Raw genomic sequence first — 11,520 nt, 5'->3', positions numbered from 1 at the left:
CGGCGTTTAACCGAAGCTATTTGCAGTTCTTGGGCTTGGGTAACCCGGCGTATTTGCTGGCTGATTTTGTCGCGCCCTCGGGAAACAGCGACAACAGATAGCGACTATTGGCCTTTTCCTCACCGAATGCTTTTTTGAATACACGAATCACCATGCGTATCGGCGGCGGAATATTGTAATCATCGTAGTATTCTCGAAAATAGTGGATAACTTCCCAATGTTCGTCGGTCAACTCCACACCGTCGCGACGCGCTAACTCCCGACCAAGCTCTTCGCTCCAAAGCAGGCGATCCTTTAGAAAACCCTGCACATCCGTGTCAAAATAGTGTCCATTAAACTCAATACTGTGTGTCATGTCGTTACCACGCAACCTGTTGCTGATGCTCGACAACCAAGTCAACGAAGCCCGTATCATCGATGCGATTGATGCCTGAGATAGGCTCACCGACGCCCCGCACCTGCATGTCAGACTGCAAGACATAGACCGCAATACCTTGCACCTTACACTTAGCAACAAACGAGGCTAATGTGATCGGCGAGTCGACACACTGCACGGCATCGCCGAGTAACAAAACAGCGTCACCCTCGCTGGCGAACGCGAGCAATTCGTAAAGCCAACTCACCTGATGCCAACTTTTGCTGATGGTATGCAAACTACTCAAAACGTAAACACCCGGTCCTGTCGAGCAATCATGGTCGCAACCTGGCCTTCGTTAATGGTCTTAACCGGCATGAGTAAGCTCTCCTCACTGAGCCCACGAGCGACTAGACTCGCCTTGTGTGCGCACACATTCTCTACATCAAAATCCGGCAGCGCAGCAAACGCTTTAGTGACTTGCTTGAACAGGCCGGGGCGCCCATGCTGTTCGGTACGCAACTGATACACGCCATCATGCAAAAACAGCACTGATACGTCGGCTTCAAATGACGCACCAATCATGGCCGCATCCAAGGCCTCGAACCCAGCAGCCGTGGCATACGGTGATTGCGTGATGATGTACAATACTTTCATTTAAACGTCACCGTTCTGTCGGCGGTAAAACTGGCATCGTGCATCACTCCCAAACCTTCGATATGAAAATCTGGATGCACATTGAACACCGTTTTACCCGCATCAATTGCCTGTTCCTGATTCAATACACCACGACGCTCCGCCGCAGACACACAAACCACCAGACGCACGTCGTGCTGGCGAGCGAAGCGGCTCCACGCATGCGGCGCATCAAATTCATCGGCCAATGGGACCTGCGCGTCCGACGCTTGTGTTACGCCATCTTGATAGAAGAAAACCTGAGTGATTTGATGTCCGCGCGCAATAGCCGCACGCGCAAATTGCAGTGCTGACTGCCCTGCCTGCGAGGAAAAGGCATCACCGGTAACCAGTAGATTTATCTGCATACTCTGTGACGTAAACTAGAAATTCACCGCTAGTCTACACCAGAGACTTCGCTTTTGTACTCTAACTTTACTGCAATAGGAGCAACTCAGCGTTATCACATTCTCTTTTTGTGGTTCGCATCAGTTACAGACTAAACCAGAACGGCACAGACGCCGCTCTGGTTGGGGCAGCATTGAATAACACCTGCCAAAAATCGGCTTAGAACCGATAGTTCAAGCCAAACGTAAAGCCAGAAAAATCCAGCTCGTTGGCATTAATTTTGCCAGGCACAGCCACCTCTGGAATAGGATCAAACTCGGCGTCGTTAAACTGCGCGTATTCGGCAGTCACTGAGAAACGACCTGTCACCGCATATTCTGCGCCTAAGCCAAAAGTGAATTCCGACACATCCTCAGAGGCTTGTCGGACTGGCGGCGCAAACGGGTACGAGTTGCGTATATCGAAGTCCAACGTGGTGCTACCGATCAGGCCGTACATCGAGAAGTCATCGGTGATGTCAAAACCAAGCTTAATTTTGGCACCGTAACTCTCATTCACGGTGAGCTGCGTTCGCAACAAATTATTGACGTTATTGGTTTGAATATCTTGGTCGGTATAAAACAGCTCACCGGCGAGGTACAGTTTCTCATTGAGTTGTTGTTTATAGCCAAGATTCAAACCCAAACCGAAGTCGCTCTCTTCTGCCAGCGTTAAAATACTCGGCGTCGTGTTGGTGCCGGTATCGCGATCAAGACTATGGCCTACCGTAAAATTGCTGACGTGCGAACCGATGTAAAATCCGCTGTCTGCAAATGTGGGGTTTGAAAATAGAATGCTAAGCGCGCTAGCCGCACCGGCGAGTTTTATTGACTTCATGATCATCTCCAAGTCTTTTTGTTGAGCAGCCTTCGCTACCGTGAGTGAGTTGGAGATATAGACACCGAGTCCGACAGAATTTCTTACACCGACCTCGGTTACCAAATGTTAAGTCATAATGCGCTGCGCAAACCGGTCCGCGCGCGCTAGTTGAAGTACGCCGCTTCCTCAGCCAGCATATCGCGCTTTGGCATCTGCAAATAGAATCCTTGCGCTTCAATGTCGGCCAATACTTGTTTCACATCGGCCTGCGCCAGGTGCCGATCGACACTCAGCTCAAACTCGATCACAAGACTCAATTCGCCCAGCAAGTTCAACACGACTGGCGGCACGTCTTCAGGCGGTGTGGACTCAGTAATTTCATGGGGTAAATATAAATAGTGATCATCCTTTCGATCACCCTTGTATACGAAACAGGGTCGGGATTCGGTCGTCATACTGGTTTATTCCGCTCCTTTACGGATCACAATCCGGTCTACCACCGGCGTTTCAGCCATCTGGGAGTGCAACACCATTTCATGCGGTAAATGCCGCAGCATAGCATCGAAGTCACCTTTGGCACTGGGGTCTGTTGACAGGACTTCCAACAGCTCACCCGGCTGCATGGTCTTGAGCGCTTGTTTTGCGCGCAACAATGGAATTGGGCAACGCGTGCCGCGCGTATCTAAGTGGCAGGAGATTTGAAGATCGTCTGTCATGAGTTTAATCTATTCGGTACTATGCATAGTGTACACTTGCTAAAGCTTGTTAATCGCCGATTGGGTTATTGCAAAACACATTGTTTTGTCGGCGATTATGATAACAAGACTATAACTTTTTGCGATGAAAAACCGCGCGACTGTCGGGGCGCTCGCCTGAGCCCTTCCCGAACTACCGCATATAGTGAACAATGCGTATGAGAAAACCTATCCACGCTGTGGTGACACTATGTACAGCCACCACCTTGTTACTGGCCACCAGTCTGCTGGCACAGGCTCAGCATGTTGTGGAAGCCACAGCAAAAACAAACTCTGCGGCGACGGATGCCGCAATGGATCGTCAGAGCTCAAAGGCAATTAGACCGGAAGATCATTTCGATCAATTGCCTGATCTTGGCTCCAACGCCGCCAACTTTTTATCGGATTACGAAGCCAAGCAGCTTGGGCGCGCCTTCATTCGGCAATCGCGTGCGCAGCTGCCATATATCTCGGACCCAGAGCTGGTTGATTACATCAATCGCTTAGGCGACCGCTTGTTAGCAGTAAGTGATGAGGCTGATGAAGATTACAATTTTTACTTGGTCGATAACACCGTCATCAACGCCTTCGCTGTTCCCGGCGGGCATGTTGTGTTGCACAGCGGCATTCTGATTAAATCGGAATCGGAAAGCGAACTGGCCTCGGTCATTGGCCACGAAATCGCGCACGTCACGCAAAAACATATATCTCGCAAACTCGAAGCTTCCCGTTACGACGGTTGGATGACACTCGCAGCTGTGCTGGCGGCCGCCGCATCCGGTGACGCGGACGTGGCACAGGCTGCCATTGGGGTTTCGCAGGCGAGCATTGTAGATAGGCAACTCACCTACAGCCGCTCGTACGAGGCCGAGGCCGACTCACTCGGCATCCGCTTACTAAGCCGCGCCGGGTTTGACCCGTCCGCCATGCCGATTTTTTTCAAACGGTTGCTGGATGAGAGTCGCATCAGTGAATCCCACGCACCAGAATTTCTGCGCACCCACCCGCTGACGATCAACCGTATTGCCGAGTCAGCTGAGCGAGTTCGTGCTTATCCACCTGGTCCCAAGCAGGACGAAACCGAATTTAAATTAATGCAGGCAAAGGCCAATGCCGGTTACAACGAGAATCACGCGATGGTGCGGGATCAGTATTTGAGCCAAATTAAAGCCGGCAACAGTACCCTACCAAACCGCTACGGTTATGCATTGGCGCTGTCTCAGAACGGCGAGTTTGATAAGGCTCGTACCGTCATCGACGAGATCCTTAACGATTACCCAGGTCACGTAAGCGTACGACTGATCCAAGCTGACAATGAACTGGAAGCTGGCCGCATTGAAGAAGGTCTGGCGATTCTAGAAGCCCTTTACCAAGAGCAAATCGCCAAAGGGAACCATATGATTGATGTGTACTATGCCAATGCGCTAGTACTAACTAAGCACACCAAGGAAGCAGTTCCGATTCTTCAAGCCGCGCTGGAAACCCAGCCAGACGATCCGTACCTGCACATTTTGCTGTCACGTGCCCAGGGTGAAAATGGCAACGATTACGAGGCGTATCTCGAACGCGGTGAGTACCACTACCTGCGTGGCCATTATGGCTTTGCTATTGAACAATACAAACGCGCATTTCGATTAACTAAGACGGAGTATCAGCGCCAACGCCTAGCCGCGCGCATCGAAGAGATCGAAGCGGAATTCGAGGCTTTAAAACGACTTTAGTCTGATTCGACAGCGCCAAAAAAACGATCGATAAACGCCGCCGTCGCAACGGGCTGTTCAAGGTGCACCATATGCCCACAATCCGAGAGTAAAGCGTAAGTGTCATCTGACACGCCGAGCAATTGACGCGCTTCGTCCAGACGACCCAGCTTGTGGTACTGCTGATACATCGGCGAATCTTCAGCCATGAGCACACCAACCCGCGCACGAATCTCACGCCATATCGCGACCGTATCGTCGATCTGGTAACGCACCGGATTGGTAAACCGGTGATTGTGATCGTGCTTGAGTCGATAGGTGCCATTCTCTGGGTTGGGTCGCGCCCACAAGGTGGTCAATTCATCCACCATGGCATCAGTTAATCTGGGGTTTCCAGCGCGAATAGACCTGCGCAGACTCGCAATATTCGGATACACTTTACTCGGCTCACCACGCAACACCTGATTCATCCAGGTGCGATACTTATCCACCGCCTGCGAGGCGTCGGTTGGCGCCATTCCCAGTGCTTCAAGACTGATCACGGCAGACACACGATGCGGTTGAATACCGGCGTACATCAGCACGATGTTGCCACCCATGCTGTGCCCGACCAGATTCGCTGGCAACTCAGGTGAGTAGTAGTCCAGAATTTCGTGCAGATCGGCGAAGTAGTCCGGAAACCAGTAACCCGGCGCGTGCTCCGTTTCACCAAAGCCACGCCAGTCCGGTGCGACCACAAAGTAGCGATTGGCCAATTGCTCTGCCACATACTTAAAGCTGGCCCCACAATCCATCCAGCCATGCAGCAGAACGAGCGTCGGATTTCCGCGCTCGCCCCACTCCTGAATGTGATACTGCAGCCCTCGAACGTCGAGACGTGTTGAGTTCATTGGGCGAAGCGACTAATTGCCGAGACAATCAAGTGATAAACCAACCACCTTCTGCATTACACGCACAACCTGGTTACTGTAGCCAGCTTCGTTGTCATACCACACGTAAAGCACCACACGGGTACCATCCGCGATGGTCGCACCGCCGTCGACCACACCAGCATGGGTCGAGCCCACCAAATCTGAAGACACAACCTCAGTCGAGTAAGTAAAACCGATTTGTTCTTGCAGTGGCGAGTGATATGAAATTTGCTGAAAAGTCTCGTTCAACTCTTCTGCTGTTACCGCCTGCGACAAATTCAGATTCATCACCGCCATCGAGACGTTCGGGGTTGGTACGCGAATCGCGTTACCCGTCAACACACCCGACAACTCCGGCAGCACTTTGGACACCGCTTTCGCAGCGCCAGTGGACGTGATCACCATGTTCAGCGGCGCACTGCGTCCGCGGCGTTCTGCACTGTGATAGTTGTCAATGAGGTTTTGATCGTTGGTGTAGGAGTGAATCGTTTCCACGTGGCCACTCACGATGCCATACTTATCGTTGATCACTTTCAACGGTGGTACGATCGCGTTCGTGGTACACGACGCAGCACACAATATAGTGTCCGTGGCTTCGATCAGATCGTCGTTTATTCCGTACACGATATTCTTGATATCGCCCTTGGCTGGCGCAGTTAGCAATGCCTTCGACACACCCGGGCAAGATGTGTGCTGTCCCAGCCCCGCCTCGTCTTTCCATATGCCGGTATTATCAACAACCAGAGCATCCTGAATTCCGTACTCGGTATAATCAATCTCGCTCGGGCTATTGGCGTAAATAAACTGAATAAAGTTACCGTTGGCGATAATCGCGCGTGCTTCACGATCAACTTTAATCGAACCGTCAAACTCGCCATGCACTGAGTCGCGACGCAACAGTTCTGCGCGTTTCTCCAGATCCTGAGCAACATCGCCTTTGGCGCGTACCACCACGCCGCGTAAGCGTAACTTGGCGCCCGTGCCCGTACGATCGATCAACAGACGCGCAAGCAGGCGCCCAATTCGGCCAAATCCGTAGAGGACCACGTCATGCGACTCACGCTCAGCCGGGGTCATGTCACCCAGAAGCTGCCCCAACCGTCGATTCAAAAAGTCCTGCATGGATTGGTCGTCATTTTGCGAGAGATACTCATGACACAACTTACCTAAATCCAGTCGGCAAGGACGCAGTTCCATTTTTTCGATCAGCTGCAACATTTCGTAGCTTTTTTGCATATCCAGCGCTTTGCCAACAATCAACCGACCGTGTAAATGTGCTTTGATAATCGAGATAGTGGAGGAATTCATTATCTTCTGGCCGAATACGCGAACCACAACGCTGGGACCGCGATATAAAGAACCTAGAAGGGGAATCATTTTTTCGGCGAGCGCTTGTCGCTCGTTCCAATTGACAAGATACTGCTGACTGACCTCGCGAGTCATATTAGCCTCTTCAAATTTGACGTGTTGATCGGGCCTGCGGCACTCTGCATTGCGCAACAGTGTTCAAAACAGGCGGTTTTTTCGTGGAGCCCGAATTATATAGAAGTCGTACAAAAACACTATGCAACAGACCAATATCGGGCATAAAAAAAGCCCCAAGATTGTGTTCTTGAGGCTTTTTTAAGACAAGATACTAATCGAACCTTACAGTGCGTTCACCAACTCGGGAACCGCTTCAAACAAGTCAGCAACTAAGCCGTAATCCGCCACCTGGAATATTGGGGCTTCTTCGTCTTTGTTAATCGCAACAATCACCTTGCTGTCTTTCATACCAGCCAAGTGCTGAATCGCACCCGATATGCCGACTGCAATGTACAAGTTCGGCGCAACCACTTTACCGGTTTGACCAACTTGATAGTCGTTTGGCACGTAACCTGCGTCAACTGCCGCACGGGATGCACCAACGGCAGCACCAAGTTTGTCCGCCAGACTCTCGATGATCTTAAAATTTTCGGCACTCCCTACACCGCGACCACCGGAGACAACCACATCCGCTGCACCCAGGTCTGGGCGTGCTGACTCGGTTAACTCTCGACCAACCAATGCAGTTGAACCCACCGCAGCTGGCGAATCCACACTGACTACTTCAGCTGAGCCGTCGGTAGCCGCTGCGTCAAAACCAGTTGGGCGCACCGTCAATACTTTGGTCGCATCACTACTTTGCACCGTAGCGATGGCGTTACCCGCGTAAATTGGACGTTTAAATGTGTCTGCCGACTCCACTGCGATGATGTCTGAAATCTGCGAGGAATCAATTAGAGCTGCGACACGCGGCAACATATCTTTACCCGAGGTGGTCGCACCAGCCAAAATATGCGAATAATCACCAGCCAGGCTGACTACCAAATTGGCAACTTCAACTGAAATACCATCTTTATACTGCTCGGCATCCGCATGCAGTACTTTGTTGACACCCGCGACCTTCGCCGCTTCAGCTGCCACATCGGCGGCACCGCTACCAGCAACCAACAGGTGAACATCACCGCCAATCTGCGAAGCGGCTGTCACGGTATTCAGGGTCGACGCGTGCAGAGTCGCGTTGTCGTGTTGTGCAATTACTAAAATCGTCATGCTATTTCTCCCCGATTAAATTACTTTCGCTTCGTTTTTCAGCTTCTCAACCAGCTCGGCGACGGAGCCGACCATCACACCCGCAGAACGTTCTTCTGGTGGGCTGACATTCAATACAGTTTGACGCTTGCTTGCATCAACGCCAGTATCTGCCAAGGCGATCACGTCCAACGGCTTCTTCTTTGCTTTCATGATGTTAGGCAATGTCGGATAACGTGGCTCGTTCAAGCGCAAGTCCGTGGTAACCACAGCCGGCAATGGAATAGACAGCGTCTCCAAACCACCATCAATTTCTCGCGTCACTTTGGCCTGATCACCTTCAATCACCACCTCAGAGGCAAACGTGGCCTGCGCCCAACCCAATAGTGCAGACAACATTTGGCCAGTCTGGTTGTTATCGCCGTCAATAGACTGCTTACCAGTGATGACCAACCCGGCTTCCTCTTTTTCAACCACGTACTTTAAAATTTTTGCGATTGCCAGTGGCTCGATGTCATTGTCGGCATCAATTCGAATAGCACGATCCGCGCCCATGGCAAGACCCGACCGGATAACCGTATCGATGTCCGCACTGCCGACGCTGACCAGCACGACTTCAGTGGCAATACCGGCCTCTTTCAAGCGAATTGCTTCTTCCAAGGCAATTTCACAGAATGGGTTCAATGACATTTTGACGTTGTCGGTATCAACACCAGAGCCGTCACTCTTAACGCGGATGCTGACATAAGCATCGATAACGCGTTTAACTGGGACTAAAACTTTCATCTATCACTCCAAATTAAAGAATCATTTTGTCAAGCGCTGCTACCGAGCGCCGAGTGTGCGTGCAGTGTAGGGGAAAGCCCTATGGTTTGCAATTAATGTCAACATTTTTCTAATTAATGAGTCTTATTGCCGACGCAAATATACATAAACAGTATAAATGTTGACATTTTTGCATCTTACCTCTATTTTCCTCCCCATGAGTACCGTACCACCTTTTTCCAGCACCTTAAGCAGCGAGCTGACCAGCACGCTGCGTGATGCCATCATCACCGGAGAGATACCGCAAGGTGCTAAATTAAGTGAAACCAAGCTGTCTCAGGAGCTGGACGTTAGTCGCGGACCTCTACGCGAAGCCATACGTCGCCTCGAGGGCATGAACCTGATACAGCATATCCCGCAACAAGGCGCACGGGTGGTGACACTGAGTATGGAGCTCGTTTTGCAGCTGTACGAGACGCGTGAAGCGCTCGAAAGCAAAGCAGTTGCATTGGCTGCGGTCAATATGACATCGCAGGAGATTGACCAGCTGCACCGCCTGATCGACGCGCAAAGCAAGCACATGCGTGAAAACTCGGGGGCGTTTATTCCCGCTGAAAGTGATTATGCGTTTCATGAAACCATCATTCGCGGCAGCAAGAATAAGGTAATCGAGCAAGCGTTATTGCGCGAGTTATACAACCTGATCAAGATGTTCCGCTATCAACACGAGTTTGCGCGCAACAGCACCACCAACTCATTGATTGAACATCGCCAAATCGTGTATGCGATTGAACAACGTGACCCAGAACTTGCCGAGGTCACCATGCGACGCCATATCGTACATGCACGTGAACGCATTCAACGTCGAATGTCTGCGTCATCGGCAGCCTAGCTGCCCCAAAACTAACCACGCAAATAAATCTTGGAGAAAGACCATGAGTGACACAGCCCCAGAAATCCAACGCGAGAGCATGGAATACGACGTCGTCATCGTTGGTGGCGGCCCGGCCGGCATGTCTACCGCAATTCGACTGAAACAACTCGCGGATGAGCAAGGCAAAGAACTGTCTATCTGCTTGCTGGAGAAAAGTGCCGAAGTTGGCGCGCACATTTTGTCTGGTGCGGTCATCGAACCACGAGCACTCAACGAACTGATCCCAAACTGGGCCGACCTGGGCGCACCACTCTCGACGCCAGTAAAACGCGACGAACTGCATATGTTCAATGAGTCGGGGTCTACCAAATTCCCAGGATTTATGATCCCACCATCCATGCACAATAAGGGCAATTACATTGTAAGCTTGTCTAACGTGGTGAAATGGTTGGGCGAACAAGCTGAAGCTCTGGGTATCGAAATCTACCCGGGCTTCGCGGCTGCTGAAGTGTTATACCACGAGGACGGCAGCATTAAAGGTGTAGCCACGCCGAATAACGGTGTCGACGCTGAAGGCAATCGCAAACCAAGCTTTGAGCCGGGCATGGAGTTACATGCTAAGTACACGGTTTTCGCCGAAGGTTCACGCGGCCAACTCGGTCGTGAACTGATGGCCAAATTTGATTTGAATGCAGACGCCGACGCACAGCATTACGGCATTGGCTTCAAAGAGCTTTGGGAAGTAAATCCCGACAAGCACGAAGCCGGTAAAGTTGTGCACGGCTCTGGCTGGCCGTTGAGCAAAGGGGTCACCGGCGGGTCCTTTTTGTATCATTTAAATGATAATTTGGTGACGCTCGGCATTATTATCGATTTGAATTACAGCAACCCATACCTGAGTCCCTTCGACGAGTTCCAGCGCATGAAGCACCACCCGGAATTTGCTAAGGTACTCGAAGGCGGCAAACGCCTCGGTTACGGTGCGCGCGCCATCACCAAAGGCGGATGGAACGCACTCGGTAAACTGAGCTTGCCCGGCGGTTTGCTGGTCGGCTGTGATGCTGGCACGTTAAACTTCGCTAAAATCAAAGGCACGCACACCGCAATGAAGTCTGGCATGATCGCGGCAGAAGTTCTGTTCGAACACCTGAGCACCGGTGGGGAAGCGGGACAAACTCTGAGTCAGTACGACACAGCATTCCGCGCATCATGGGCAGGTAAAGAGCTCAAAAAGTCTCGGTCGTTTGGTCCGGCACTGCATAAGTTCGGTGCTTGGCTCGGCGGCACGTATAACTACATTGATCAAATTCTGGGCGGTAGATTGCCAACTCTGCGCGACGACACACCGGACCACGCGCAACTCAAAAAGGCCGCAGAATGCGAAAAAATCAGCTACCCGAAACCGGATGGCAAACTCAGTTTTGACAAGCCGTCTTCAGTGTTTTTATCCAACACCTATCACGAAGAAGACATCTACTGCCACCTAACCCTTAAAGATCCGTCGGTAGCCATCGAGGTGAACTACAAAGAATACGCATCGCCCGAGCAGCGTTACTGCCCGGCTGGCGTGTATGAGATTGTCGGCGAAGAACAAGGCAATCCGAAACTGCAGATCAATGGTCAAAACTGCATCCACTGCAAGACCTGTGACATCAAAGATCCGACGCAGAATATCGTATGGATCGCACCGGAAGGTGGTGGCGGCCCAAGCTATTCAAAAATGTAATTCTATGTTTTTAGGCGCGTA

Annotated in this window: 14 protein-coding genes; 3 read left to right on the top strand and 11 right to left on the bottom strand. The window is 51.3% G+C overall.

The annotated features are described in order from the left end of the window. Positions 1-16: 16 nt before the first annotated feature. From IE055_RS08200 to IE055_RS08170, 7 genes are all read right to left on the bottom strand, one after another. Positions 17-355 (bottom strand): TusE/DsrC/DsvC family sulfur relay protein, encoded by a 339-nt coding sequence (locus IE055_RS08200; protein ID WP_189399679.1) that lies wholly within the window; start codon positions 353-355, stop codon positions 17-19. A gap of 4 nt (positions 356-359) precedes the next feature. Further along, positions 360-662: a sulfurtransferase complex subunit TusB gene (gene tusB / locus IE055_RS08195; protein WP_189399677.1), complete on the bottom strand. Its 303-nt coding sequence runs from the start codon at positions 660-662 to the stop codon at positions 360-362. Beyond that, on the bottom strand, positions 659-1,012 hold the full coding sequence (gene tusC, locus IE055_RS08190) for a sulfurtransferase complex subunit TusC (RefSeq protein WP_189399675.1): 354 nt from the start codon (positions 1,010-1,012) through the stop codon (positions 659-661). Before tusC ends, tusB begins: the two co-directional genes overlap by 4 nt. Next, positions 1,009-1,398, bottom strand: coding sequence for a sulfurtransferase complex subunit TusD (gene tusD, locus IE055_RS08185; RefSeq protein ID WP_189399673.1), 390 nt, complete (start codon positions 1,396-1,398; stop codon positions 1,009-1,011). The genes tusC and tusD overlap by 4 nt, the downstream gene beginning before the upstream one ends. Positions 1,399-1,597: 199 nt before the next feature. Then, positions 1,598-2,254 carry an outer membrane protein gene (locus IE055_RS08180; RefSeq protein WP_189399672.1) on the bottom strand — a complete coding sequence of 219 codons (657 nt, stop codon included), beginning with the start codon at positions 2,252-2,254 and terminating at the stop codon, positions 1,598-1,600. Between the two features lie 146 nt (positions 2,255-2,400). After that, a complete protein-coding gene (locus IE055_RS08175) occupies positions 2,401-2,691 on the bottom strand; it encodes a YcgL domain-containing protein (RefSeq protein ID WP_189399670.1) in 291 nt (96 codons plus the stop codon). A gap of 6 nt (positions 2,692-2,697) precedes the next feature. Next, entirely contained in the window at positions 2,698-2,952 is a 255-nt protein-coding gene (locus tag IE055_RS08170) for a sulfurtransferase TusA family protein (RefSeq protein ID WP_189399669.1), read from the bottom strand. 197 nt (positions 2,953-3,149) lie between these two features. On the opposite strand from IE055_RS08170, the gene IE055_RS08165 reads away from it, so the two are divergent. After that, a complete protein-coding gene (locus IE055_RS08165) occupies positions 3,150-4,691 on the top strand; it encodes a beta-barrel assembly-enhancing protease (protein ID WP_189399667.1) in 1,542 nt (513 codons plus the stop codon). On the opposite strand, the gene IE055_RS08160 is transcribed toward IE055_RS08165, so the two are convergent. The 4 genes from IE055_RS08160 to IE055_RS08145 all read right to left on the bottom strand — a co-directional run bounded on the left by IE055_RS08160 (position 4,688) and on the right by IE055_RS08145 (position 8,920). Next, positions 4,688-5,560 (bottom strand): alpha/beta fold hydrolase, encoded by an 873-nt coding sequence (locus tag IE055_RS08160; RefSeq protein WP_189399665.1) that lies wholly within the window; start codon positions 5,558-5,560, stop codon positions 4,688-4,690. The two genes, IE055_RS08165 and IE055_RS08160, sit on opposite strands and share 4 nt — an antisense overlap. A 12-nt stretch (positions 5,561-5,572) precedes the next feature. Beyond that, complete coding sequence (locus IE055_RS08155; RefSeq protein WP_189399663.1) at positions 5,573-7,024, bottom strand: glyceraldehyde-3-phosphate dehydrogenase; 1,452 nt, start codon at positions 7,022-7,024, stop codon at positions 5,573-5,575. A gap of 204 nt (positions 7,025-7,228) precedes the next feature. Then, positions 7,229-8,155, bottom strand: coding sequence for an electron transfer flavoprotein subunit alpha/FixB family protein (locus IE055_RS08150; protein ID WP_189399661.1), 927 nt, complete (start codon positions 8,153-8,155; stop codon positions 7,229-7,231). Between the two features lie 15 nt (positions 8,156-8,170). Next, complete coding sequence (locus IE055_RS08145; RefSeq protein WP_189399659.1) at positions 8,171-8,920, bottom strand: electron transfer flavoprotein subunit beta/FixA family protein; 750 nt, start codon at positions 8,918-8,920, stop codon at positions 8,171-8,173. Positions 8,921-9,116: 196 nt separating this feature from the next. On the opposite strand from IE055_RS08145, the gene IE055_RS08140 reads away from it, so the two are divergent. After that, positions 9,117-9,791 (top strand): GntR family transcriptional regulator, encoded by a 675-nt coding sequence (locus tag IE055_RS08140; protein ID WP_189399657.1) that lies wholly within the window; start codon positions 9,117-9,119, stop codon positions 9,789-9,791. Positions 9,792-9,834: 43 nt separating this feature from the next. Then, on the top strand, positions 9,835-11,499 hold the full coding sequence (locus IE055_RS08135; protein WP_229794199.1) for an electron transfer flavoprotein-ubiquinone oxidoreductase: 1,665 nt from the start codon (positions 9,835-9,837) through the stop codon (positions 11,497-11,499). Positions 11,500-11,520 lie beyond the last annotated feature (21 nt).

The sequence above is a fragment of the Arenicella chitinivorans genome (assembly GCF_014651515.1).
GTDB lineage: Bacteria > Pseudomonadota > Gammaproteobacteria > Arenicellales > Arenicellaceae > Arenicella > Arenicella chitinivorans.
The sequence above is the reverse complement of the archived record's forward strand: the minus strand, read 5'-3'. Positions and strand labels throughout refer to the sequence as shown.